The sequence below is a fragment of the Streptomyces sp. NPDC060031 genome, assembly GCF_042736805.1.
Classification (GTDB): Bacteria; Actinomycetota; Actinomycetes; order Streptomycetales; family Streptomycetaceae; genus Streptomyces.
In genome coordinates this window covers 62,741-87,728 of record NZ_JBHWVM010000004.1, presented here as the reverse complement: position 1 = coordinate 87,728, position 24,988 = coordinate 62,741, and the positions used below count along the sequence as shown (strand labels likewise).

The following is a 24,988-nucleotide window of genomic DNA, read 5'->3' as shown; positions in this document are numbered from 1 at the left end:
TGGTGTCAGGGCCGGCGTGCTGGTCGCGCTGCTGGCGATGGCCGGGGCACGGGTCGGACAGGCGCGGCGGTTGGCTTTGGCGCGGTCGCCTTCGGCTGGGAGGCGGCGAGGTCGTTCAAGACTGCCTCGACTACGGGCCAGCACATGTTCAGAGTGTCGCGGTCTGGGGTGTGTGCATCCCGGATCTCTTGTCGCGGATGAACGAAGTTGCGATACCTGCGCAGTTCGTGGCAGAAGCGCTCGACGTCGGCACCGATCCACCCGGCGGCGTGGCAGGTTCTGATCAAAGTGTCCAGGGTCACTTTGTCCGCTGACGTGCTGCCGAGTCGTGAGGCGTCGCGTTCGCGGACCACTTGGACCATGACGCCTTCCAGCAGGCTGCCGAGCATGATGATGGCGGCCACGTGAGCGCCATTGGCGTAGCAGGTGCGTGCCTCGTCCAAGCGGTGTTGGAGCAGGGCGGCCATCTTCCGGTCACTGATGAGATCGGTCATGGCTGTGCTGAGTTCGGCAGGGCCCCGGCTACCCGGGTGGGCAAGGGAGGGGTCGCAGGCGACGAGACGGGGGCGGCCGCCAGGATTCTCCAGGCGTGCTCCCTCGTAGACCAGGAAAGCGTTGACCGCGGAGACGACAGCAGGGAGCTGGTCCGGCTCGTCAAGGTATTCGCGGGGGTCGGCCAGGCGAAGCAGGACCCGTTCCAGCTCGGTGGGTTCCTCTCGGCGTTCGCTGAGCCGGGCGAGCGTCCAGTCCATCCTGTACTCGCCGTTGTACTCCGGTACCCGCTGCCAGCCGGCGTGTTCCAGGAAGCGCGCGATCTCGAAGCCCTTGCGGTAGTAGAGGTGGTCGTCGCCGCAGATGACGCGCGCGAGCTCCTCCAAGGTGTTGGCGTCGAGGATGCCGAGTGGGGACTGCGCAGTCATGCCGAGCCTTCCGTGCTGTCGTCGGTTTCGTCGTCTGCTTCGTTGTCTTCGGCTTCGCCGAGCGCGTTGGACAGGTGGTCCATGCCAGGGCCCTCGGGCGGCTCCGCCGTGTCATCGGCGCCCTCGTCGGAGGAGAGGTCGAACGGCGTCCACTGCGTGCCGGTGGGTTCGGTGGACGACTGGGCTCGATCGCTGGTTTCTTCGAACGTGGCCGGATGGATGCCAAGTCGTTCGAGCTCAACCCACAGGCCGGAGAGTGCTTCCTCGGGGTCGAATCGGAACTCGCTCTCGCGAATCCGCCAGAACGTCCAGCCGACGCGTTGGAGTTCACGGTCGCGCCGTTGGTCATGCCGGATCTGCTCGGGTGTCGAGTGATACCGGTCGCCGTCGCACTCCACGGCCAGGCGCCCACGTGCCCCTACGACGACGAGGTCGAGGCGCTTGTTCCCTGCCGGATACTGCGGGACGACGTGATATCCGCGGGCCTTCAGGTGCAGGTAGACCTGCTGCTCGAAGAGCGATTCGAAGGGCTTCTGCGGCACATCGCCCGCTACCACTCCGATGTCTTCGGAGCCGGCAAGTGCGGATGGCGGGTTCTCCATATAGGACAGGAGGTTGAGTCGCATGTCCTCCCTCTTCAATCGGTCCGGCGGTACCGAGTAGAAGAGCCACATCTGGTCCTGTGCCCGGGACGCGGCGACGTTGTATGCCTGTCGTTCGCTGCGGGCACCTCCCGTGATGCGCGGCGGATCGGTGACGACCATCGACAGCAGGATGACGTGCCTTTCGTCTCCCTGGAACGACGCCGGGCTGCCCACACGAATCTGGTGGCGTTCAAGCATCGGCGCCGGGATACGTTCCTGGATGAGCTTTTCCAGGAGCTTGACCTGACCGATCGACCCCTGAAGGGTGATGACGCCCATGGTCCGGTCGCGGTAGTCAGGGTCCGCTACGAGCCTGGCCAGGCAGTCGACGATGGCCTCGGCCTCCTTCGGGTTGCGGATCCTGCTGTCGCGCCCCTGGGTAACGGCCCCTTCAACGAACTGGGTCACGAGGGGGTCGAGGCGCTCACCGCCGTACTGGCGCAGAGGCTGCAGCTTGTTGTTGTAGAAGGTCTGCGAAGACCAGCCGATGATCTCCGGCATGCAACGGAAGTGCTCCTCCAACCGGATCACCTTCGGGAAGAAGGTGGACAGCAACTGGTAGAGGTTGGTGGAGGGTCCGTAGAGCGTGCGCAGCCTCGGAGGCATGTCCGGCAAGTGGGAGACGAGCCGGTCATGGATCGCCTGATGCCGGCCCATGCCACTGAGCGGGGGCGCGCATTGCTTATCGTCCCCCACGACGATGACGCGGGGCGCCAGCCACAGCAGGAACAGGGCGTCCATGCCGGCCTGACTAGCCTCGTCGACGATGACGACATCGAACGCGTCCCGCCTGGGCTGGACCATCTCGGCGACCTGGGAGATGGGCATGACCCACGCGGGGACTGCTTCCTGCGCCGTCTTCATAGCGTCGTACGCCGCGGCACGGTATCGGCCCGCACCGCGCCCCTTGCCCTTGCCGTACGAGGACATGTGGTTGCGGTACGCCTGGAGTGCCGACCGCTGCTCTTGCGTCATGCGATGCAGACAGTGCCACCTTCCCCAGGCGGCAGCGAGTTCACCGGTGATGTCCTCCAGGTGACGTTCACACTGCGCCAGTTCGCCTTCGACCTGACGTTCGCGTCCCGGTGTGCGCTGACGGTGGACGAAGGCAGAGGCCACCGCCCAGGCCCACGCCTCCGCCAGCGAGTCCAGGCGAGCTTCCCATGCCCGGTCACCAGGGTCGTGCGTCAGCTGGTCAGCGAGCAGCGGGTGGGCCCGGCGGACGCTTTCGAGTAGCACGGCGCATCGACGCCGGCGGTGTTCACGCCGATGAGCCTCGCGCAGCGCCTCAAGTTCCTTGGCGTATCGGTCGATGTCCTGCTCCCGAACGGCTTGGGCGGCGGCCACAGCTTCGGTGGTGGGGTGGGAGCTGTCCACCGGTGTGCGCAGTTGTTCCTCCCAAGCAAGCAACTGGGCCGTAGCCTCGTCTGCCGCTCGTCGGCCGGAGACCGCAGAGAGGGCGCCGGTGAAGTCCTGCCATGCCGACCTGGAAGTGAGGGCGATGTGCACCCCGTGATGTACGAGCAGCTCATCGATGCGCTCGCGGCCGGCGCCGAACGTGTCGACATGGTCCAGGCGTGCGTACGCCTCCGTCAGCGACGCGAGCCGAACTTCCAGCGGCCCTTCGGATACGGGCACCTGCACTTGGCCCCACCGCTCCGCAAGTGTGGCAACGGCGGAGCGGGCGCGGAGGTGAGCAAGGGCGGCGTCGAGATCCTCCAGGGTTTCGGGTGAGTGACCGTTCACGGTGCACGAGTCGAGGAGGTCCTGCGCGGCCTTCTGCGCCCGCGAGGCGCGGAAGCTGCCGCGGACTCGCAGTTTGCCACCCGAGACGAGGTGCTCGCGCAGCGCAGAACCCGCCGTGAGCATCGCATCCCCTTGTTCCGTGGAGAGCTGCCCGGGCACGGTGACGCGCGTCATCCCCTGTTCGTTCAGCCGTTCGGAGATGTCGGCGAGTTGATCGGCAAGTCCGGACACGCGACGCCACAGCGCGAGGTTCTCACGGGAGAGTCGGTCGGTGAGGGCCTTGGTGGCCCACTTGCCCTCATCCCATTGTGTGGCCTGCGGAGACAGACCCAGGTGGTGCAGAGCCGTACGGCAGGAATCCACGAGAGAGGTCAGCTCATCGGTGACAGAGCTGTCGAGCCTGGCAAGATCGACGCGGATGCGGACCGCCCCGGAGGACAGGCCCTCGTCGGTGACGCGGCTGGCTGAGAGTGCCTGGGCCAAGGCTTCGGGGGAGGGGAGGCCGTCGGGGTCTGGCAGAGTGCCACCGGCGCGTGGCTCAGCCGCACCGTCGCGCAGCAGGCTCAGCAGTTCCACCGCTTGCGCGGGGGACAGCGGAGGGACAGACGGGGTCGGGCCGTCAGCCGGCACAAGACCGATCCAGGAGTGATGTCCGGCGCTTTCTTGCACACGCTGCACAATTGCGGCGAGAGTGCCGGCGTATCCCGGTGCGATCTCCGGGTGCCGGTAGACCTCGGCCTCCCGCAGCGCGATCACCTGTTCGGTGAGCGCGCTGATCCTTCCCCGCACCTCCTCCCGGCGGGCGGAGAGTCGATGGATCTCGTCCTGCAGTTGCTCGGGGTCGCTCGCGGCGACCTGATCGGTGAGAGCGTTGACCGTGCGTTCCAGTTCGTCCGCCCCGTCCTGCCGTGCCGAGCTCAGCAGGAGGACGCACAGGTCCCGTACGGCGGGAGGAAGTTTGTCCCGCAGGACCGTCAGGGCCTGGTCGCGGGCGCTGGTCACCAAGACCCTCTGCCCCTGCGCCAGCAGAGCGGAGACCAGATTGGCGATCGTGTGGGTCTTACCGGTGCCCGGTGGGCCTTGAACCACCACGCCCGTGTCGTGCTCCAGCCGCCGCAGGACACTGCGTTGACGTTCGTTGGTCTTTCCTGGGAAGAGCGGGTCGTCACCGAATAGAGGCGAAATCTCGCGGCCGTCCCAGTTCACGCGCTCTTCGGAGTTCAGGGGCAGTACCAGCTGGGCGAGGCCCAGAGGCGCGTGTCCCTCGGAGGACACGCTGTCCGCGATCCGGTCGTAGAAGCCCAGCAGAGCATTGCGGTCCCGTGGACGCAGCACAAGTGCGGGAGCGTACGTGAGACGCGCGCCTGCTTCGGGCTCGCGGGGCGGCTGCCACTCGGCACTGAAGGACACGGGCCGTTGCAGTACCCGCTCCTGCCACTGGGCCAACTGCTCCAAGGCCTCAGATCCAAGCAGGTGCAGTGACTGGGCCGCGATCTCCTCGGTGAGCGCGGCCGAGCGTTCGGGCGCCCAGCCGTCATCGGTGTCGAGGAATGATTGATCCTCCAGCCGCACGGCTCCCTCGGCCATGAGCCGCACTGTGAGCCTGGCGGTCTTCCGGTCTATCAAGGTCTCCACGCGGTGGGTGAGCAGGTGACGGTGAATGGCGTCGCCACGTGGATCGCTCCAAGTCAAGAGCCCTGTGGCGAGCACGAGTTCTAGCTGATCATCCTGCTGGGTCAGCTTCTGGTGCCACCCGTAGACCTGGTCGTACAGCTCCCGAAGGGCTCGCTCCGCGCGCTCCCTCTCCGCCCACTTCCGCCAGCGCGTCAGCCAGGGACCGTAGGCTCGGAGTACCTCGTCGGAATCCTCTCGGCGGACGGTCTGCTCCGCCGCCTGTTCCCAGGACTGGCTGCCGTCCGCAGCTCGCACCAGTTCCCGCCCCGGTCCTTCAGCTTCAAGCGGCGGGTCACCGCCGTCCGCGTCCTGGCAGCGTTCCGTGGAGACCCATCCATCCAGCAGATCCGGGAGTGGGGGTGGCGATGTCTGCGGAACGTGGTCAAGCGTGAACAGCAGCCCGTCGAGGCGGTCGGACGGGCGTCGTACCGAGGGGGGCATGGCGACCAGCCATAACCGCTCCCTTGAGCGGCGGTCATCACGAAGTCGTTGGTTGCTGCTCTGAACGACCTCCTTGAGGAAGCCGATCAGACTCGCGGTCTGGCCGATGACGTCGGGGTTCTTCGCGTGACGTCGCGGTACGTTCACTTTTCTCCTCCCGGCTGGTGGCGAACGTTCCAGGATCGGGATGAGCAGTAGCAGGGGCAACCTGTCTCTGGAAAATGGCGAAATATGAGCTTCATGTGGGCTGAATCACCTTGATCCCAGCGAGTACCTCGTGGAGATCCGCCGACCTCCGGTACCCGTGCCCCGACGCTCTAGGTATCTGGGGGGCAATCAAGCCGGGAGCTCGGGAGAGTCGGTTGCACGAGCGAGTTCCAGGCCGCCCCGATGGAGTGGTCCATCTAAAGGGGCGCATGGGTGGGGATGACAGGGTGTAAGGCGGCTAGGTTGACGGAGTAGGGCCTTCTGGGTGCTTACCAAGGCGGCGGGCGGCACTCTGAGCAGTCGAGGGCTGGTAGCAGGACCCGAAGTGTCGTCGGCGTCATCCCACCCTTTGGTGTCGCCCCCTTGCTTCCAGGGAGCGACACCGGCCATGCGGCCCTCAGGCCTGTGGCAATACCCGCATGGCGAGCACAGAGCCGTCCTGGTGGACGGATACGGGGCCGTCCCACTCCGAATCCCAGGCAAGGAGGGGCCAGGTCCTCCGCTGGGCGTGGATCTCCATGCGGTACTGCTCGACACGGCCTTTCGCGAGGTGGCGGAAGAGGTCGTTCGCGACGCCGGAGAAGGCCTCGACCCGCGTCCTGTTGAGGCGGAACACGTGGTCGGTGCCAACGAAGTCGATGTCGAGGAGCCGTTGGTGCGCGTCCTGGACGCTGTCGGTGGCGGCGTGGGTGGGGTCGGTGAAGTGGCGCCGGCCCTGCCGTTTGGTCAGGTACTGGGCCGTAGCGACGCCGTCGCCAGCGAAGGCCGTCAGTCCGGCCGCCGCGGTTCGGGCGAGGACCTGCCGGAACCAGGCATAGTGCTCCGGCGGTACGTGGAAGCCGAGTTGTGACTCCGGCTTCCGCTCGTCCTCGGCCGGCGGTTGGATGCCCGGGAAGATGTTCGCGTCCTCGAGGCGATGGTCAAGGCGGGTGCCGGGGGCATCCATCGAGCCGGTCAGTCGACCACCAGTTCCGCGGGCCTGCAAGGCGTGCACCGTGAGCACGCCCTCAGTGGGGAGTTCCGTACTGAACACGAGGGCCGGTGTCTCGTCCCACGGGCCGATGTGGACCGCCTCGACGTGCGCAGAAGCGGACGCGAGCTGGATGTGAGACGCTGCGGCATTGCTGTGGTTGCCCTTGCAGGCGATCGGAAGGACCCTCGGCGCCTCTCCGGGCTTCCATATCTCGGCGAAGAACTGTGGCCGGTAGCGGTAGCCGGATCGATGGCCCGAGTCGCGACTGGTCAAAGCCCAGCCTGCCCGCAGTGCGGTGTCCGCGGGGACGATCGAGACCGAGTGGTCCGGGTAGCGGCGGCTCAGGAGCTGCCGGGCAAGGGTCAGGGCGAAGCCGGTTCCAAGTTCTCCGGACTGGATCGCCTTGTAGTAGTCAGCGGTCTCCCGCCCCTCCGCGGAGAGGGTCATGAACGAGTTGATGCTGCCGGCCAGAGCCTGGCTGTATTTCAGGGAACCCCAGTGCTCGGCGAGTCCACGGCTGGCGCCCCGCCGCGAGAGGGCGATGCCTTGGCCGAGGGTGTGTAGCACGTCCCAGGGCGTCAGCTGGACGGTCCGGTCCAGCTCCTTCGCGGGGATGGGCCGGAGCTCGGGCTTTCGCCGGAGCTGGTCGAGTTCCTTCTCCTCGCGTGCCTTGTCGTCCTCGGCTGCGGCGTCGTCGACGCTGCCGACCAAGGCCGAACTGGAGTGGATCGAGATGTTCGACGGCTGGACGAGGTCCTTGAGTACGTCAGCGGCTGGCTTCAACCTGTTCCCCCTACGGCTTCCACGGGTCAGACCAACGTCGCAAGCTACGTGCTGCAGGAGGGGCGCACACAGGGCGTATGCGGGCACATGACGATGCAGGTCCCCACCGCCGGGAGTGGTCCGCTGGCAACCGTCTCTCTCAGGGCCGCCTTGCTGGCCTCGGCTGCATCCCGGGAAGTCGCAGGGAACGAGCCATGGCCGGCGGGCGCCCTTACTGACACGCGTCGTCTTGCCCAGGCTGCTGCTCGAAGACGAGGAGGAACTGGGTGACAGCACGCAAGAAGCGTCGGTCGGCATCGCGGAAGCGCCGGGAGGCCCGGCTCAAGGCGGGTGTCTGGAGCGGCGTCGCTGCATTGGCGCTGCTCCTGGCGTTTTGGTCGACGATCTGGCCCTATGCGGTGGGAGTGTTGATCCTCGGCGCGGTCGGAGGCGGAGGCTGGTGGCTGTGGAAGACGGATCGCCTGGTCCGGGGGAACGATCGGCGGTGGCGCCACGAGGAAGCCGTCAGGGCGGGCCATAGGACGCTCGCCGAGGTCGACGCGATGGACGGCACGCAGTTCGAGGGCTTCGTGGCCGACCTCTGCCGGCGGGATGGTTGTACGGATGTCCGCCGAGTCGGTGGCACAGGCGACAACGGTGCCGACGTGCGTGGACGGCTGCCTGATGGCCGCACGATGGTGATCCAGTGCAAGCGGTACAACCCGAAGCGAAAGATCTCCAATGGAGAGGTCCGTAACCTCCTCGGCTCGCAGATGCACTTCAAGGCCGAAGTTGCCGTCTTCGTCACCACCGCGTACTTCAGCGGCCCCGCCGAACGCTGTGCCCTGCAGAACGATGTCGTGGCCGTCCACCGTGACCATCTTGGACTGTGGAACAACGGTGCGGCGCTCCCGTCGCTTAATACGGTGAACGGCGCCGGTCAGGGCGACCGGCGGCACCGCGCTGCGTAAAGGGACGTACGAGTAGCTCCCCCTGGTAGCCGGACTCTGAAGTCAGTCCCAACGAAGAGCGGTCGTAGTCTCACGATGTCAGCTCGGTCAGCGCTGTACACAACAAGGTCGTGTCCTCGATCGCGCGGCGGCATGTCGGGTCGTCGAGGGTGAGGCGCTGTCCGACACGGAGGGGTGCACGGGGGACGCGGGCCAGGTACTTCGCGTCGACCACGCCATCGTTGTGCGTGAAGACGTGACGTGCTGCCCAGGTACCGAGGAGGCGGTCCCAGGTGTCCGATGCGAGCGCGGTCCGCACATCCGGAAAGCCGGCGTCGGTGAAGAGCACGGCCATGTCCTCCAACCGCTGGAAGACGTTGCCCTTTCCGCGGAGCCGGGCATCTGCGTCATGCACGGAAGCCTTGAACAGGGAGGACGCCAGGATTTCGACGACCCCCACCACGTTCTCGATGGTGTCCACCCAGTTGCGCGAGAACACTCCCTGCTCACGAAGGGCAGCCTTGACATCTGCGGGAATCGCTTCGAGTGCGTCCAGGCGAGCGGTATCGGCCTGGAGGGCATCGAACGCGACCGACGCCGCCGGCAATTCGCCGCAGACGGGACAGTAGCGGTGCTCGCTGAAGACGGCGTACTTGACCCGGCAGCCAGGACAGGATCGGATCCGTACCAGGCGCTCCTCGTCGATACCCGGAAGAGGGCTGGGGTAGAAGGGCTTCCCGGGCTTGTAGGAGAAGGACACCGGGCTTCTTCGCGAGCTCGTGCGGGCGAGGCCGCCGAAGATGTCCTGAAGTGACCGGCTGACGATCTGGGTGCCCAGATCCTCGGCGACGCGCAGCAGACGTTCCCGCTGCTGCCTGGTCATGAAGTCTGAATGGCCGCTGTGGTGGCCGCAGTAGACGCACCACAGCGTTAGGTCATCTGGAAGCCGTTCGTAGTCGTCTGCGTCGATACGGAAGGTCATCGTGCAGTGTGGGCACTCGCGGCCGAGGAACCCGTCGTCGTCGGTGGGTACCGTGACCTGGATCTCGAAGGAATCGCCTTGGTGCCCGAGTATGTGGGCACCCTCTGCCATACGGAACTCTTCGTTGTTCCACATGGCTGAATTGTGTCACTGGGCACTGACAGTTGGGGTTTTCGTACGCCTCGTCTATGAGATGGCGGAAGCGCAGTAGGCGTTGCGGATCCCAGTCAAGGGTTCGCGGTCGCGGTTGAAACGGAGCTTGTTGGTGAGGAGGACAGCCCATCTGCCCTGCTGCGGGCTGATCCACATGCCGGTGCCCGTGAAGCCGTAGTGGACCCAGATGTCCTGGTTGGGTTCGGTGCCGGGGGCGGGGTGCCAGAAGAGGCCGCGGGCGGGGGTGAGGTCGCCAGTTTGGATGCGGAGGGATTCCTTGATCCAGGCTGGGCCGAAGGCTGCTTGGGTGGGGACGAGCATGTGGCGGAGGAAGCGGGCCAGGTCGTCGAGCACCGAGAAGATGCCGGCGATGCCGCAGACGCCGCCGAGGAGGCGGGCGGAGAAGTCGTGGGCGGTGCCCCTGAGATGCGTGCCGGTGGTCTCGTCGTACTCAGTGGGGGCGCAGCGGGCCCCTTCGGCACCGGAGAGGGGGCCGAAGCGGGTCTGTGTCATGCCCAGGGGGTGCCAGATGCGGTCGGTGGCGAGCTGGTCCAGGGGCTGGCCCGAGAGGTGTTCGGCGAGGTAGCCGAGGACGAGGGCCGCCCGGTCTGTGTACTCGACGACTTCGCCCGGCGTGCGGTGGAATGCCTCGTGGAGGACGCCGTCGCGGATGTCCTGGGGGTCGGTGCCGTAGAGGTTCTTCAGGTTGGCGCGCAGCGGCAGGCTGGCGGTGTGGGTGAGCAGCTGGTGGGCCGTGGCCCGGGCTAGGGGGTGGCCTGCGACTTCGTTCCAGAAGGTGCCCAGCGGGGTGTGGAGCTGGAGCTTGCCCTCTTCGACCAGGGTGCCGATCGTGGACCAGACGGCGAGGATCTTGGTGAGGCTGGCCACGTCGAAGACGGTGTCCAGCCGCATGGGCTCGTCCGGGTGGTCGGGGTCGAGAAGGCCGACCGCTCCGCTGGCCTGGATGCCGTCGACGTTCCCGACCGCCCACACCGCGCCGGGGTAGACCTCGTCGCGTACGCCGGTCTGGAGGAGGTCCTCGATCCGGTCGGTGGTGTGGGTCATGGTCTCCCGATCGTCGTGGGCCGCGGGTGGTCCGCTGGCCAGGCTAGTGACGCGGCCGGGTCGATCTAGGCTGCGCCACGGGTGGCGTCTGGCGAGCCGCAGGCCGGGGAGACAGCGCGACCAGGCGCGGAAATCTCTCAGAGATGCCTCAGTACTCCGATCGGGAATACTGACTACTCGACAGGCAGCAGTTCGGAATCCGGCCCACACTGAATGCTGTGACCTCGCGATCAGCCGGTAGAACGATGTCCAGGGGCCCCGACGAATCCGTTGTCGTGAGGCGCTTCGCCGACGGGGACTCGGTGGCAGAACTGACCGACCTGCTTCATCGTGCGTACGCCGATCATGCCGCCGCAGGGAGGGTCTTCTTCGCGTCCTACCAGTCCGTGCAGGACACGGCCCACCGCCTTGGCAAGGGCGAGTGCTGGGTCGCCCTCCGGGGGAACGTGCTGATGGGCACCGTGACCGTGGCGGCTCCTCGTACGGTTCCCGATGGATACCCCGCGCCGGCCACCGCCGGGTCGTTCTGGCAACTGGCCGTCGACCCGTCGGAGCGGGGCAGTGGTCTCGGGCAGCGCCTGCTGGTGCTCGCGGAGGAACGGATCGCGGTGCTGGGCTCCGACCAGGTCGTCATCGACACGTCGGCACGGGCGACCGAGCTCGTCAGCTGGTACGGCAGGCGCGGCTACGCGCCGGTGGGCGTATGGCGGTGGGACGTCACCAACTACGAGAGCGTCGTTCTGGCGAAGGCGCTGTAGGCGGGCTGATCGCGCGGTGGGTGATGCTGCGGGCGGACAGGCCTCCTGAGGGGCCTGTCCGCCCGCAGCGTGCCGCGTCCGGGAGCTTGGGTTCCTACCGGTCGAGGACTCGGGTCGCTTCCTGGGCGGCGACCGTGAGGGCCTCATCGAGGGCGTCTACGCGGCGGCCTCCGGCGCTGGCGACGGGGCCGGTGCCGCCCGCTCCACCACCCACCGTTCGCGCGGCGGGGGCGAGGATGTGGGCGGCCTCGGTTCCCGTGCCGAGGAGGCCGGGGGTGATGGCGGCGACCAGCAGGGCCTTGCCGTCGTGTTCGGTGCCCAGGATGACGACGGCGTGGTCATCCTGGAGGCGGCTGGCGGTGTTGGTGGCGAGGGTACGGAGGTCGGCCGCTCCTAGGCCCGGTACCCGCTGCGAGATGATCCGGCCGCCGGGCACTCGGCGGGATCCGGAGGCGAGCTGCTCCGCCTGATTCCGCAGCTCTACGTCACGCAGCCGCGCGAGCTCCTTCTGTGCGGAAGCCAGGGTGTCCAGGCGCTTACGGAGGGCTTCAGGGGCGTCCTTCGGGCGAGTGCTGAGGAGGGCGGAGACCTCGTCGAGGAGATGGCGTTCGGTGTCCTGGTGGTGGAGGGCGCCGTGACCGGTGAGGGCTTCGATGCGGCGGAGGTTCGAGCCGACGGAGCCTTCGCCGAGGAGACGGAAGGTGCCGACCTGGGAGCCGTGTGCGACGTGGGTGCCGCCGCACAGCTCGCGGGAGAAGTCGCCGATGTCGACGATGCGGACGGTGTCGCCGTACTTCTCGCCGAACAGGGCGATGGCGCCGGCTGCCTCGGCTTCCGCCCGGTCGGCGTGCCAGGCACGGACGGCCGGGTCGTCGAGGACGTGGCCGTTGACCGCGGCTTCGATGCGGGCGAGCTGCTCGGGGGTGACGGCGGAGAAGTGGGCGAAGTCGAAGCGCAGGCGGTCGGACTCGACGAGAGAGCCCTGCTGGCGGGCGTGGTCGCCGAGGGTGGCGCGTACGACGGCGTGCAGGATGTGGGTGGCCGAGTGCGAGCGCATCAGGCCTTTGCGACGGTCGATGTCGACGGTGGCTGCGCCGGTGGCGCCGGTGCGGATCTCGCCCTCGAGGACGCGGGCGCTGTGGACGCGGAAGCCCTCCAGGCCGTAGCGGGTGTCGGTGACCTGTAGGAGGGCGCCGTCGGAGGTGCGGAAGGTGCCGGTGTCGCCGATCTGGCCGCCGGCTTCGGCGTAGAACGGCGAACGGTCGAGGACGAGGTCGACGTCCGATCCCTCGGCGGCGCTCGTGGTGACGGCGCCGTCGGAGATCAGGCCCAGTACGGTGGCCTCGGCGGTGAGGTGCTCGTAGCCGAGGAAGTCGGTGCGGGGGAGGTGGGCGGACAGCTCGCGGTACGTGTCCATCTTGCGGAGGGCTTCGGTGGTCTTGGCCTTGCCGCCGGCCTTGGCGCGCTTCCGCTGCTCGTCCAGGAGGGCGGTGAAGCGGTCCTCGTCGACGTTCAGGCCGGCGTCGTGGGCGGCTTCGACAGTCAGTTCCAGGGGGAAGCCGAAGGTATCGGCGAGCTCGAAGGCCGTCTCGCCGGGCAGGGCGGTGGACCGGCTGTCCCGGGTACGAGTGATGGCGGCGTTCAGAAGCCGCGTGCCCTGCGCGAGGGTGCGGGTGAACGACTCCTCCTCGGCGGTGACCACCTGCTCGATGAGGGCGGCCTGGCTGCGGAGCTCGGGCCAGACGTCGCCGAGGTTGGCGATGACGCTGGCGGTGGCCCGGGCGAGGACGGGCTCGTCGATGCCGAGCAGGCGGGCGTGGCGGATGGCGCGACGCATGAGGCGGCGCAGGACATAGCCGCGGCCGTCCTTGGCGGGCAGGACGCCGTCGGCGATGAGGTAGGCGACGGAGCGGGCGTGTTCGGTGACGACCTGGAAGGAGACCTTCTCCTCACCGTGGCCGGGGTAGGCGCGGCCGGCGAGCTCCTGGACCGTGTGCATGGTCGGCAGGAGGAGGTCGGTGGTGCAGACGTTCTCGACGTCCTGGAGGATCGCGGCGAGGCGGTCAAGGCCGAGGCCGGTGTCGATGCTCTGCTGGGTGAGTTCGCCGAGGATCGGGAAGTTGCCCTTCTTGTCGCCTTCGCCGCGCTGGTACTGCATGAAGACGAGGTTCCAGATCTCCATGTAGCGCTCGCCGTCGACAGCTGGTCCGCCTTCGCGGCCGTGGGCCGGCCCGCGGTCGTAGTTGACCTCAGAGCAGGGGCCGCAGGGGCCGGGGACCCCCATGGACCAGTAGTTGTCCTCCATGCCCAGGCGCTGGATGCGCTCGGCGGGGACGCCGATCTTGAGCCAGAGCTGTTCGGCCTCGTCGTCGTCCTCGTAGACGGTGATCCAGAGGCGGTCCTTCTCCAAGTTGTAGCCCTGGGTGAGGAGTTCCCAGGCGTAGGCGATGGCGTCGGCCTTGAAGTAGTCGCCGAAGGAGAAGTTGCCCATCATCTCGAAGAACGTGGCGTGCCGGTTGGTGCGGCCGACATTGTCGATGTCGGAGGTACGGGCGCACTTCTGGATGGTGGTGGCGCGGCGGTACTCCGGGGTGACCTCGCCCAGGAAGTAGGGCTTGAACTGGTTCATGCCGGCGTTGGCCAGCAGCAGGGTCGGGTCGGAGGGGATGAGCGGGCTGGACGGGACCTGGCGGTGGCCGCGGGAGGTGAAGTAGTCCAGGAAGGTGGAGCGGATCTGCGTCGAACGCATGGGTGTGGCCCTCACGGAAGAGTCGTGGAGAGGTGGGGGGTGATCACACGCCGAGCCGGGCCGAGAACGGGACTGAGTGGTTCTCAGTTCTCCAGCTCGACGCAGATAGCTCGCGCCCCCACGGTGTAGACCATGACTCCAGATCCGTTGCTCACAGGTGGTGCAGCCCACGGGGACTCGATGGTCCTGTGTGCGCTGCACCACCCAGAGTAGCGGGTCCGGCGTCAAGATCGCTTGGACTTCTAGCGGGAAGGCTCTGCTCCCGCCAGAAGGAGGAGCAGTACGTCGGCCAGTCCGGCGGCATGCGGCAGCGTGAGGTCGGCGCCGGCCCGGGTGAGGGCACCGGGGCCGGCGAAGCCCCAGCCCGCGCCGACTGCCCTGATACCCGCCGCACGGGCGGCGTGGATGTCGATCTCCATGTCGCCGACGAACACCGCGTCTTTCGGGGCGACGCCGAGCTGCTTCAGGGCGAGCAGTGGCCCGTCGGGCGCAGGCTTGGGGACCGCGTCCTCGAAGCAGACGACGATGTCGATCAGGTTGAGGATGTCGGGCGGGAGCAGCCAGCGGACCAGGCGGTGACTTCGTAGGGTCACGATTCCCGTTGCGATACCGGCGGCCCGGAGGGCTGTGAGGGTGTCGCCGACGAAGGGGAAGACCTCGGTGTGGAGGCTGGCCGTTGCGGTGGCCGCGTCCCAGCCGTCCTCGTTGATCGGTCCGCGCAGGCCGAGCCCCGCCAGGACCTGCTCGCGGGGCGTAGTCGCGGCCTCGACGGGGAGGTCGGCGATGGTGACGCGACGGTCCAGTGCGGAGGTCGCGAACCCTGCCAGGGTGGTGAGTTGAGAGGTGTGGCTGTCGAGGAGGACCCCGTCGAGGTCGAAGAGCACGGCCCGCTTCACGCGGCGTCACCACCTTGGACGGGCGGCAGGTCGGCCTCGGTGAGCAGGGAGTGCAGGGTGACGCGGTGCTCGCCCAGCAGTAGTCGGCCTCCGAGCGGGCGCTCCAGTACGCACAACGCGTCCGCGACGGGCGCTCCGGCGATCCGCAAGGTGCGGGCCATCTTCAACAGCTGGCCGCCGGAGCGGACCACGTCGTCGACGAGGACGGTACGGCGGCCGTCGAGCGGGGCGCCCTCGATCTGCCGGTGGGAGCCGTAGCCCTTGGGGCGGCGGCGCAGGAAGACGGCCGGCAGGCCGGTGACGGCGGACAGGGCGACGACGAGCGGGACGCCACCGAGCTCGATGCCCGCCAGCAGCTGGGCGCTCTCGGGCACGAGGCCGGCCAGGGCCGTGGCGGTGTCGTGAAGGAGCGCGGGGTCGGCGGCCAAGCGGTACTCGTCGAAGTACGCGTCCAGCCGGGCGCCGTCGGCGAGGTGGAACGGGGCGGTGACGCAGGCGGTTTCGGCGAGCCGGGCTGTCAGGCCGGCCAGCGACGTGCTCGTGGTGGTCATGCTCCTCCGATCGGTGCTGTGTCGAGCGTGGCGAGGCAGGTGCGGAAGTCGTCCGCGGACTCCACGGCGGTGAGGAAGCCGAGCGGCCGTGTCGGGGTCGCGTACAGCCACTTCTCCTGCCGCAGGAACGCCAGCAGGCGGAGCGCGGCTGGTCCGGCCAGGAAGATCGGTACGGGCCTGATGGTGGTCGAGTGGTACAGGGCGGCCGTCAGCTCGTGCAGAGTGCCGACCCCGCCGCCCATCGCGACGACCAGGTCGGCGTGTTCGAGGTAGTGGTTGAGCCGGGCGCCGAGGTCGGGGACGTGGACCGAGGCGGTGGCGTGCGGGTTGAACGGTCCCCACTCGTCGTGCTTGCCGATCAGGGTGACCGCGGTGACGACGGCTCCTTCGGAGCTCGCTCCGTGGGCGGCGGCCTCCATCAGCCCGTTGTAGCCGCCGTGCAGGAGCGAGTACCCGGCCTGTGCCAGGGCCCGGCCGATCTCCTCGGCCAGCTCCGCCTCCTCGGCGGAGGCGGGTACGACGCCGCCGAAGAACACGGCGGTCAGGCCCTCGCGGGCCCAGTTGGTGGCTGGGCCCGCGAGGTGGAGTGCGTTCACACCAGCTCCTGGTAGGTGCGGTAGGCGGCGATGGCGTCGCCCAGGCCGTCGAGGGCCTCGGGGCAGGCCCGCTCGACCAGCGCGAGCATCCGATCGACGGCCGCGTCCACGTCGGGAGCCGTCGGCACCGCGGGACCGCTGATCGCCGCGTCAAGGTTGCCCAGGCAGGCCCGGCCGATCGGGGTCACGGCGATCTCCTCGCGGAGCTGGTACCAGCCCCAGAACCGGGATGCCGGAGCCAGAGCGGCCTTGATGAGGTCCTTCGTCGCGGTGTGCAGCCTGTGCCACTCCGAGTAGGCGACGAACCGCTGGCCCCGCTTGATGCGCTTGTGCAGCAGTACGGCCAGCACCAGGTGCTCGATCAGCAACTCGGTGCACGTACGCGGCTGGGCGAGGAATTCGGCGGCGAAGCGTTCGGCCACCAGGACCGCCTCAGGTCCGGCGGGTACCGGCTCGCGGTCGAGGATCGAGGCGGTGGCGACCGTCGCCCGCAGGCGCGGGATGTGCGTGGCGGGAACGAGGTAGAGGTCGATCTGGTGCAGCCTGCCGTCGTCCGGGATGAGGAAGACCATCCCGACGCCGCCGAGGTCGGCGACGATCGTGTCGCGCCAGCCCGGCAGCAGGGCGCCGGCCTCGGTGGACATCAGGTCGTCCAAGGCCTTCACGAAGGCGGGCAGCTGGGCGTCGTGGACGCCGACGACGAAGTCGACGTCCGAGAGGCGGTCGGCGGTGCCGTGGGCCAGCGAACCGCGAACCATCAGGTGAGTGACGGCCCGCGAGGTGGCCAGGATGTCGGCGAGGCTCGACAGGAGCGGAAGCTGGGCCGGGCGGTTGGCGTGGGTGAGCTCGGCCAGTTGCAAGGTGGGCATGCGCGTCCTCCATTCGGATTCCGGCGGGGTGGACTTACGAGGACGGTCGGTCAGGCCGTGAGGGCGAGGAGGCGTCGCTTGGCCGCCGTCCATCGCGTCGCGGCTTCCATGTCGCCGAGCGAGGTGTGCAGTTCGGTGATCAGGTCGTAGGCCGTGCCCTCGGGCAGGGCGTACGTGTAGAAGAGCCGCAGCAGCATCCGCTCGGCGGCCTCCGTGAAGCCGAGCTCGGCCATGTTCCGGGCGGCCTGTAGCCGCTCGGCGAGGACCGCGTGGTTCGCCGGGGGCAGCGGTTCGGCGGTGCCCGGGTGGAGCGAGGGGCGCCGGGCGAGCTGCCGGTAGGTGTCGTCGGTGTACACGTCGGCGATCAGGTGGATCCGGTCGGGGCCGAGCAGGTTGCACACCCCGTGGGCGTACGTCGGCGTCAGCCGCCAGATCCGTCCGCCCGTCATGTGAACCTTGGTACCGCCGGTGACCAGGAACGCGGAGGTGTTGGTGTGTAGCGGGATGTGCAGCCGGTGCCGCTCGATCTGGTCGAGCTCGTCGTAGTCGCGGTGCTCCCAGAGGAAGGCGTTGGGCTCCAGCCGTGCGAGCCGTACCCACATGTAGTTCAGGCCCAGTTCGGCAAGGAGCGCGGCGGTGGCCGGCATCTGGGTCAGCAGGTCGGTCGGCTTCGCGGCGCAGTCGCCGATCTTCACGTCGGCGGCGTCGCCGGAGGCGTTCATCAGCGAGGTCGTCCACCAGCCGCCCGACTGGTAGGCGCCGTACTCCGCCTTCCAGGGGGCGTGGGCGGTCAGGGCCTCGTGGCGGATCCGTTCCAGCTGAGCGAGATCGACGGCGTCCAGCTGGGCGATCTGCCCGGCAAGCGCGGTCACGGTGTCGTCGTCCATCAGTTCCCTCCCGTTGCCGGCGCCCGAGGCGGGGGCCGGTGGGCACCTGGTGCTGGATGGGGTTGTGCGGGGGCGTTGTATCCGCAATCCCGGTCTCACGCTTCGCTGTCGACGGTGCACGGAAAGCGAAGTGCGGCTCAGCATGGCGACGGGCCGGAGCGCATGGATACGACGCCGCTGCCGCCACGAAGCCGTCCTCCTTCCCGCCCGGACGGCCGCCCCGCGCCGTGGTGCGTCATCACCACCGTCATGGCTGCCGTCATCTGGTCCGTAGGCCTGCGCAAGGGGTTTCCCGCCGAGCGGCCGGGGCTATGGTCAGACCAGACGAACGGGGATCGGAGGGGATCTGCGGTGGCTGAAACTCCGACGCTTTTAAGGGTCTTGGCGCTGCGGCGGCACTGGCAGGTCTACAAGACCTTCCTGCTCCGGTTCGAGGAAGCGGCGCACCGCTTGGCGCTGGACGAGCGCGACCCGTCGCTTGGAGGTCTGTCCGTCTCCAAGCGGCAGTTCGAGCGCTGGTACGGCGGCGCGGTGAAGACCCGCCCGTACCCGGATCAGTGCCGGGTGCTGGAGGCCATGTTCGGCGTCAGCGTCGATCTCCTTCTCGCCCCCGCGCCGGCCACCTCACCGACGGAGCCTTCGGCCGAGTCCCCGCTCGTCATCCCACCGCCACGGTCGCGCTCTGTCCTCCTCCCACCCGAGCAGGCGCAGGTGCTGCTCGCCGGTGGTCCGTTCAGCAGCGAGACCCGCTACGAGGCGGGCACCACAGAATTGGAAAGGCAGGTTGCGATGGCGGCTCGTCGTGCGCTCCGGTTCACCGCGATGGCAGAAGGCAGCAGTGTCGGCCCGGAAACCCTGGGCCAGATCCAGGACGAGGTGCGACGGCTGGCCGCCGCGTACCCGAAGCTGGCGCTGCCGACCCTGCTCGGCGACCTGGTCGAGGTACAGGACCTCACCTTCCGGCTGCTGGAGCACGGCCGGGTCAAGCCCTTGCAGGCCCGTGACCTCTATCTGCTCGCGGGGATCACCTCCGGCATGCTGGCCAAGGCCAGCCACGACCTGGGCAACCCGAGCGCCGCGATGATGCAGGCCCGCACCGCCTTCGTGTGCGCCGACAATGCCGACCACCACGCCATGCGTGCCTGGGTCCGCTCCCTGCAATCCCTCATCTCCTACTGGGCCGGCCGCCCCGGCGAGGCCGCCGACTACGCCACCCTCGGCCAGAGCGCCTCCGGGAGCGTCCGGGGCACCACCAGCGTGTGGCTCGCATGCCTCTCCGCCCGCGCCCACGCCCTCCTCGGCAACGGAGAGGCCACCCGTACCGCGATCCAGCAGGCCGAGGCGGCTCGTGAGGTGGTCGAACCGGACGACCTCGACGGCTTCGGCGGGATCATGACCTTCCCCGCACCCCGACAGCTCTACTACGTGGCCGAGGCCACCGTGCACCTGGGCGAGGACCCCGCCCTCGGTGAGAGCCGCTCCGAGGCTGCCGTCGCCGCGTACCGCACCGCTTCCGAGGACGAGTGGGCCTTCGGCGACGAAGCCGGCGCCCAGACCGACCTCGCCCTCGCCCGTATCGCCCGTGGCGAGATCGAGGGTGCGATGGAGGCGGTCCGCCCGGTGCTCGACCTCCCCGTCGAGCAGCGGAACTTCGGCATCACCAGCAGTGCCCAGCGTGTCCATGCCGCGCTCCACAGCGGTGGCCGCCGAGGCGACGGCGCGGGTGCCGGCCTCCGCGAGGAGATCGAAGCCTTCACGGCCACCCCGACGTCGGTGCTCGTACGGTGACCCCGCAAGTAGGCTCCGCAGACATGACCCCAGTCCACCTGGCCGGCCCCCGACTGGCACTGCGCGAAGTCGAACCCGATGACACCGACGACCTCCTGGCTGTCTACGGCGACCCGGAGGCCACCCGACACCTCAGCTTCGAGCCCCGCACTCGTGATCAGGTTCAGGCGATCGTCGACCGATCCATCGCCACTGCGAAGGACACCCCGCGAACCGAGTACTGCCTCGCCATCACCCTGGCAGGAGAGCGTCAGCTCATCGGGTACGCGCGCCTCGCGACCGAACCGCAGCATGCGGCCACCATCGGGTTCGCCCTCCACCCGGCCGAGTGGGGCAAGGGCTTCGGCACGGAGACCGTCTACGTGCTCTGCACCCTCGGCTTCAAAACCCTTGGCCTCCATCGGATCTGGGCGGCCCGTGCACCGCTCAACGAGGCATCCGCGCGCACCCTCCTGCGGGCGGGCATGACCGAGGACGGCCGGATCCGCGACCACGTGTTCGTCCGCGGGGCATGGCGGGACTCGATCACCTACTCGATCCTGGAACACGAGTGGACACCGATCGACGCTTCTGCCCCTGGCTCAGCCGCGGGAGCCCCGGAGCGGGTGACTCCTGCCGCCGGCCGTGGCCAGGAGGGGTGATCCGGTGCTGCCCGAGCCGGCCCGGCCGCGCCAACCGGTGATCCCCGGCACCGCCGAGCTCACGCGCGGTGGCCTGCCCCAACCGGCGTCCACCGACGACGGCAACCACTGGGTCGACGGTGTCTGCTGGCTGTACTGCGGACAGCGATGGACCCGCGTCCTGTGGATCGGTCCGGTGAGCGTCGCCGGAGCCCAGGCGCCCATGTACGCCTGCGGCTCGTGCATCGAGGAACTCCAGCTGCGGGTCTGGGACTCCATGAAGCTCCACGACAACCCTGGGCGCCCTGGGCAGCGAGCGGAGTGTGGTCGGGAAGCCAGGTCGGGCTCCCGAGGACGGGGCCGCCACCGACGCAGCCCGGCGTGATTTGGCAGGGGAGGCGCAACGCCTGTGGGGGCCAACGCGTTTGGCGTTGGCCCCTAGTAGTGCTTGGTCAGGTTGGTGTTGGTGTGGGTATGCCGCGGTGGCAGGTGGGGCAGACGCCGGTCCATGCCGCGAGGAGGGTCTGTAGCTCGCGGACGATGCGGTAGAGGCTCAGGCCGGCGCCGTGTCTTTTGGGGCTTTGGCCAGTCGTTGCAGGGTGCAGAAGGCGTGGGCGACGGAGACGAGGGTGACGTGGTGGTGCCAGCCGTTGAAGGTGCGGCCCTCGAAGTGGGCAAGTCCCAGGGCCTGTTTCATCTCCCGGTAGTCGTGTTCGATGCGCCAGCGGAGCTTGGCCAGGCGGACCAGGGTGGTCAGCGGGGTGTCTGCGGGCAGGTCGGACAGCCAGAACTGGACGGGTTCGCCCTGGTCGGCCGGCCACTCGGCCAGGAGCCAGCACTCGGGTAGTTCCGGGCCGTCGGCGGCCTGGCGGACCTCGCGTCCGGCAGGCCGGATCCGCAGGGCCACAAACCGCGAGTACATCCGCTTGAAGCCGCTGCGGCCGGTCCAGGACCGGGAGCCCTCACGCCATTGCACCGGCTTCGCCGCCTTCCGGCCGGCCGCGATGACCAGCTGTTTCACCGACTGCGGCTTGTCGGGGGTACTTCGCCACCGGTGGGCGTCCCGTCCCGGAGTGGGGCTCGATGGCCGGCACGGCCCCGCCGGGCTGGGCGGAGAGGGTGGTGGAGATTCCCACGACGTAGTTGAGGCCTCGAGCGTTGAGTCCGTGCCGGAAGGCCGCGGCATCGCCGTATCCGGCGTCCGCGATGGCCAGCGGCACCTCGATGCCCCACGAGCGGGTTTCATCGAGCATGTCGAGTGCGAGCTGCCATTTCTCCACGTGCCCGATGTCGTCGGGGATCTGGCAGGCGGTGCGGCGGGCGACCTTGGCCGGGTCCGCCTTTGGCGAGGCGGGGTCCCAGGCCTCGGGGAGGAACAGCCGCCAGTCGACCGCCGCCGAGGCGTGGTCCGAGGCCAGGTGCAGGGAGACGCCCACCTGGCAGTTGGTGACCTTTCCCGCGGTGCCGGTGTACTGCCGCGATACACACGCCGAGGCGGTGCCGTCCTTGAGGAAGCCGGTGTCATCGAAGACCAGCACGGTGGGCCGGATCGCCTTTTCCATCTTCCAGGCCAGCCGGGCCCGCACATGCGCGGGGTCCCACGGGCTGGTGGTGATGAAGTGGGCCAGGGCCTGCCGGTTCCCGTCCTCGCCGAGGCGGGCGGCCATCGGCTCGACCGACTTGCGCCGCCCGTCCGTGAGCAGGCCCCGCAGGTAGACCTGCCCCCACCGACGCTGATCATTACGCGCGAACGGCTCGAAAACCTCCGCCGCGAAGTCCTCCAACTCACCACGCACAGCAGCAATCTCGTCCGGAGTCACACCCCCTCAACGCAACACCGCACCAAAAGGAAACGCTCAACCACAAACAACCTGACCAAGCCCTAGTTCTGTCTCTTTGGTCAGCGTCAGGTCCAGATGAGGATGCCCGCCCGGATTCCCCGGCGCCGGAGCGGCAGCCCGCCTCGGGAGCGTCCGAGGTTGTGCCCTGGGTGGGGTTGCCCAGGGTGCGGCCGGTGTAGATGGAGTCGGCGTAGGCGGCGGCCACGATGCGCCGTTCGGTCAGCCTGAGCGTGAGCCTCACGTGGCTTTCCGCTCCGGAGTCTTAGCGTGGTCCCATGACGAGGAGTCAGGACCTTGCGCGGCGAGCAGCCGTGGTGCTCTGTGTGACAGCGGCGCTAGTGGGGCCGGGAAACCTGGCCGGCGCATCCGTCGGGACGACGGCAGCCGGGCTGTCCCCGCGGCCTGATGCCCTCGTTTACATCGCCAATCTCCACTCCGACACGGTGTCGGTCGTCGACACCGGTACCGGCACGGTCGTGGACAGCGTTCGCGTCGGGAACGGACCGGACAGCGTGGCCGTCAGCCCGGACGGCTCCCGCGTCTATGTCACCAATTCCGCGGCGGACACCGTATCGGTGATCGACGCCCGTACCAGGACGGTCATCGCCACCGTCGCTGTCGGGGACGAACCGAGCAGAGTGACGGTCTCTCCCGACAACCGGAACGTCTACGTCGCCAACGTCGGGTCGGACAACGTGTCGGTGATCAGCACCCGCACCCGTGCCGTGACGGACACCATCGCGGTGGGCGATGCCCCGCTGGGCGTGGCGGTGGCACCCGACGGATGCACCCTGTACGTCGCCAACGCCGCGTCCGGTACCGTCTCAGTGGTCCGGATCGCCACCGGAACGGTCACAGGCACCATCCCTGTCGGGAGCGGACCGACCGCTCTGGTGCTCGCCCCCGACGGCCGTCGCCTGTACGTCTCCAACCTGACGTCGGACGATGTGTCGGTGGTCGACGTTCACGACGGCGCGGAATCGGACCGCATCCCGGTCGGGGACCAGCCTGCGGGAATCGGGGTGCGACCGGATGGGCGACAGGTGTACGTCGCCAACATCGGGTCCGACAACGTGTCCGTGATCAGCACCCGCGGCCGTGCCGTCACGGAAACCGTCGCCGTGGGAGACGGTCCCAACGGCCTCGCCGTCGGCCCGGACGGCTCCCTCGTCTACGTCAGCAACTTCGACTCGGACACCCTGTCGGTCATCGACACCTCGACAGCTCGCGTAACGAACACGGTGACCGTGGGCGACGGGCCGACCGGCGTGGCCGCGGTACAGGGAAAAGCGGGCACGGCCCGAGGTCCGAACACCGCGCCGGTGCAGCTCGCCTGAGCAAGGCGCCGCTAGGTTCGGCCTCTTTGGTCAGCGTCGTGCCCAGATGAGGATGGCGCCTCGTGGCGCACCCACTCGCTACGACAAGACCGTCACCATCTACCTCGCCGGACTCCACCTCGCTGCCATCTTCATCTTGTCGGCGAGGTGATCCAAGGAAACGGCCTAGTTGCGACACCGGGTGGCACAGCAGATGCTGTGCCACCCGGTGTCGTTACCCTCCGCAATCGCGTGCCGTCGAAGGTGGTCGGCGGTGCGGGAGGGCCAGCGCCAAGGTGCGGGGGAGCACCCGGCATCGGCAGGCAGCGGATTCTCCCCAGATTCTCCCCAGGGGGTCCTGCGGGCCGCTTTCAAGTATTCGCAACAGCTAAGTTGATCTACGGTGATGGTGTGCGGCCTACAGCCAGTCGCGCTTCTTGAAGATGACGTACAGGCTGACGCAGACCACCGCCATCAGCAGGATCGCGAAGGGGTAGCCGCCTGCCCAGTGGAGTTCGGGCATGGTGTCGAAGTTCATGCCGTAGATGGTTCCCACGAGTGTGGGTGCAAAGAGGATGGCCGCCCAGGAGGAGATCTTCTTGATCTCCTCGTTCTGTTCGAAGCCGGCTTCGGCCAAGGCGCGCATTTCGGCGTTCTGTTGTTGGGAGACCAGGGTGGCGTTGACCGTCAGGATTTCCGTGAGGGCCTGGCGGAAACCGTCCACGCGTTCGCTGGTGTGGGTCACGTGGTCCGCCACGTCGCGGAGGTAGCGCTGGAGTTCCTCGTCCGTGCCGTACTTGGCGAAGCCGGCCATCAGGCTGTGGAGCATGCCGACCAGGGGGCGGGTGGCCCGCTGGAACTCGACCATTTCGCGGGAGAGTTCGTAGATGCGGCGGGAGACCTCCGGGTCGCCGCGGAAGACCTCCGTCTCGATCTCGTCCATGTCGTTCTGGACGCCCTCGACGACCGGGGCGTAGCCGTCGACCACCGCGTCCAGGATGGCGTACAGGGCGGCCTCCGGGCCCAGGGAGAGGAGTTCCGGGGATTCCTCCATGCGGCGGCGGACCGCGGAGAGGTCCGGGGCGGCGCCGTGGCGGACCGTGATCAGGAAGTCCGGGCCGACGAAGATGTGGAGCTCGCCGAAGTCGACCTCCTCGAGCGCGTCCAGGTAGCGGGCCGCGCGCAGGACGACGAAGAGCGTGTCGCCGTAGCGCTCCAGCTTGGGGCGCTGGTGAGCCTCCAGGGCGTCTTCGACGGCCAGTTCGTGAAGGTTGAACTCGGCGGCCAGGGAATGGAGTTCGGTTTCCGTCGGGCGGTGCAGGCCGATCCAGGCCATGCCGTCGGGCTGATCGCGCAGTTGCCGGAAGGTGTCGGCGAGGGTGGCGGGGGAAGCGACCCGGCGGCCGTCGCGGTAGACGGCGGAGTCGATCACACTGCGGTGGTTCGCGGGGCTGGGGGGCGGCGGTGCGGGCTGCGGGGACTGCGGCGGCGCGCCCGGGGGCCCCGGGGGCGGGGAGGCGGGGCGGCGCCATCCCGCGCGCTTCTCGGGTGGCAGGGGGCGGCGGTCTGGACGCTCCGACATCGCAGGTCAGCTCCCGGC

18 protein-coding genes and 1 pseudogene are annotated in these 24,988 nt (G+C 68.6%); 6 read left to right on the top strand and 13 right to left on the bottom strand.

Annotated features, from left to right (window positions below):
* Positions 1-5: 5 nt before the first annotated feature.
* From ACFWB8_RS02850 to ACFWB8_RS02840, 3 genes are all read right to left on the bottom strand, one after another.
* Entirely contained in the window at positions 6-920 is a 915-nt protein-coding gene (locus tag ACFWB8_RS02850) for a hypothetical protein (protein ID WP_385221518.1), read from the bottom strand.
* On the bottom strand, positions 917-5,572 hold the full coding sequence (locus ACFWB8_RS02845) for an AAA domain-containing protein (RefSeq protein WP_385221516.1): 4,656 nt from the start codon (positions 5,570-5,572) through the stop codon (positions 917-919). Before ACFWB8_RS02845 ends, ACFWB8_RS02850 begins: the two co-directional genes overlap by 4 nt.
* Positions 5,573-6,029: 457 nt before the next feature.
* Complete coding sequence (locus tag ACFWB8_RS02840) at positions 6,030-7,388, bottom strand: hypothetical protein (RefSeq protein ID WP_385221514.1); 1,359 nt, start codon at positions 7,386-7,388, stop codon at positions 6,030-6,032.
* Between the two features lie 266 nt (positions 7,389-7,654).
* On the opposite strand from ACFWB8_RS02840, the gene ACFWB8_RS02835 reads away from it, so the two are divergent.
* The gene (locus tag ACFWB8_RS02835) at positions 7,655-8,338 is read left to right on the top strand and encodes a restriction endonuclease (protein WP_385221511.1); all 684 of its coding nucleotides are present in this window, start codon (positions 7,655-7,657) and stop codon (positions 8,336-8,338) included.
* A gap of 70 nt (positions 8,339-8,408) precedes the next feature.
* On the opposite strand, the gene ACFWB8_RS02830 is transcribed toward ACFWB8_RS02835, so the two are convergent.
* Entirely contained in the window at positions 8,409-9,434 is a 1,026-nt protein-coding gene (locus ACFWB8_RS02830) for a hypothetical protein (protein WP_385221509.1), read from the bottom strand.
* A gap of 51 nt (positions 9,435-9,485) precedes the next feature.
* Complete coding sequence (locus ACFWB8_RS02825; RefSeq protein WP_385221507.1) at positions 9,486-10,517, bottom strand: serine hydrolase domain-containing protein; 1,032 nt, start codon at positions 10,515-10,517, stop codon at positions 9,486-9,488.
* 275 nt (positions 10,518-10,792) lie between these two features.
* On the opposite strand from ACFWB8_RS02825, the gene ACFWB8_RS02820 reads away from it, so the two are divergent.
* Positions 10,793-11,275: a GNAT family N-acetyltransferase gene (locus tag ACFWB8_RS02820; RefSeq protein WP_385221503.1), complete on the top strand. Its 483-nt coding sequence runs from the start codon at positions 10,793-10,795 to the stop codon at positions 11,273-11,275.
* A gap of 94 nt (positions 11,276-11,369) precedes the next feature.
* Here the strand turns inward: ACFWB8_RS02820 and alaS are convergent, their stop codons facing one another.
* The 6 genes from alaS to ACFWB8_RS02790 all read right to left on the bottom strand — a co-directional run bounded on the left by alaS (position 11,370) and on the right by ACFWB8_RS02790 (position 17,823).
* A complete protein-coding gene (gene alaS / locus ACFWB8_RS02815; RefSeq protein WP_385221500.1) occupies positions 11,370-14,024 on the bottom strand; it encodes an alanine--tRNA ligase in 2,655 nt (884 codons plus the stop codon).
* Positions 14,025-14,266: 242 nt separating this feature from the next.
* Positions 14,267-14,920 carry an HAD family hydrolase gene (locus tag ACFWB8_RS02810; RefSeq protein ID WP_385221497.1) on the bottom strand — a complete coding sequence of 218 codons (654 nt, stop codon included), beginning with the start codon at positions 14,918-14,920 and terminating at the stop codon, positions 14,267-14,269.
* Positions 14,917-15,471 (bottom strand): orotate phosphoribosyltransferase, encoded by a 555-nt coding sequence (locus ACFWB8_RS02805; protein WP_385221494.1) that lies wholly within the window; start codon positions 15,469-15,471, stop codon positions 14,917-14,919. The genes ACFWB8_RS02810 and ACFWB8_RS02805 overlap by 4 nt, the downstream gene beginning before the upstream one ends.
* Positions 15,468-16,067 carry an LOG family protein gene (locus ACFWB8_RS02800; protein ID WP_385221491.1) on the bottom strand — a complete coding sequence of 200 codons (600 nt, stop codon included), beginning with the start codon at positions 16,065-16,067 and terminating at the stop codon, positions 15,468-15,470. The genes ACFWB8_RS02805 and ACFWB8_RS02800 overlap by 4 nt, the downstream gene beginning before the upstream one ends.
* The gene (locus tag ACFWB8_RS02795; RefSeq protein ID WP_385221488.1) at positions 16,064-16,936 is read right to left on the bottom strand and encodes a hypothetical protein; all 873 of its coding nucleotides are present in this window, start codon (positions 16,934-16,936) and stop codon (positions 16,064-16,066) included. Before ACFWB8_RS02795 ends, ACFWB8_RS02800 begins: the two co-directional genes overlap by 4 nt.
* A gap of 50 nt (positions 16,937-16,986) precedes the next feature.
* Complete coding sequence (locus ACFWB8_RS02790; RefSeq protein ID WP_385221486.1) at positions 16,987-17,823, bottom strand: aspartyl/asparaginyl beta-hydroxylase domain-containing protein; 837 nt, start codon at positions 17,821-17,823, stop codon at positions 16,987-16,989.
* A 381-nt stretch (positions 17,824-18,204) separates the two neighbouring features.
* On the opposite strand from ACFWB8_RS02790, the gene ACFWB8_RS02785 reads away from it, so the two are divergent.
* The 3 genes from ACFWB8_RS02785 to ACFWB8_RS02775 are packed head-to-tail and all read left to right on the top strand — an operon-like array spanning position 18,205 to position 20,616.
* Positions 18,205-19,611 carry a hypothetical protein gene (locus tag ACFWB8_RS02785; RefSeq protein ID WP_385221483.1) on the top strand — a complete coding sequence of 469 codons (1,407 nt, stop codon included), beginning with the start codon at positions 18,205-18,207 and terminating at the stop codon, positions 19,609-19,611.
* Positions 19,612-19,634: 23 nt separating this feature from the next.
* Positions 19,635-20,252: a GNAT family N-acetyltransferase gene (locus ACFWB8_RS02780; RefSeq protein ID WP_385221481.1), complete on the top strand. Its 618-nt coding sequence runs from the start codon at positions 19,635-19,637 to the stop codon at positions 20,250-20,252.
* A gap of 4 nt (positions 20,253-20,256) precedes the next feature.
* Positions 20,257-20,616 (top strand): hypothetical protein, encoded by a 360-nt coding sequence (locus ACFWB8_RS02775; RefSeq protein ID WP_385221479.1) that lies wholly within the window; start codon positions 20,257-20,259, stop codon positions 20,614-20,616.
* A 168-nt stretch (positions 20,617-20,784) separates the two neighbouring features.
* Here ACFWB8_RS02775 and ACFWB8_RS02770 read toward each other — a convergent pair.
* A pseudogene (locus ACFWB8_RS02770) lies at positions 20,785-22,051 on the bottom strand (IS701 family transposase).
* Positions 22,052-22,347: 296 nt separating this feature from the next.
* Here ACFWB8_RS02770 and ACFWB8_RS02765 point away from each other — a divergent pair.
* Complete coding sequence (locus ACFWB8_RS02765) at positions 22,348-23,409, top strand: beta-propeller fold lactonase family protein (protein ID WP_385221476.1); 1,062 nt, start codon at positions 22,348-22,350, stop codon at positions 23,407-23,409.
* 397 nt (positions 23,410-23,806) lie between these two features.
* Here the strand turns inward: ACFWB8_RS02765 and ACFWB8_RS02760 are convergent, their stop codons facing one another.
* Entirely contained in the window at positions 23,807-24,970 is a 1,164-nt protein-coding gene (locus ACFWB8_RS02760; protein WP_385221473.1) for a magnesium and cobalt transport protein CorA, read from the bottom strand.
* Positions 24,971-24,988 lie beyond the last annotated feature (18 nt).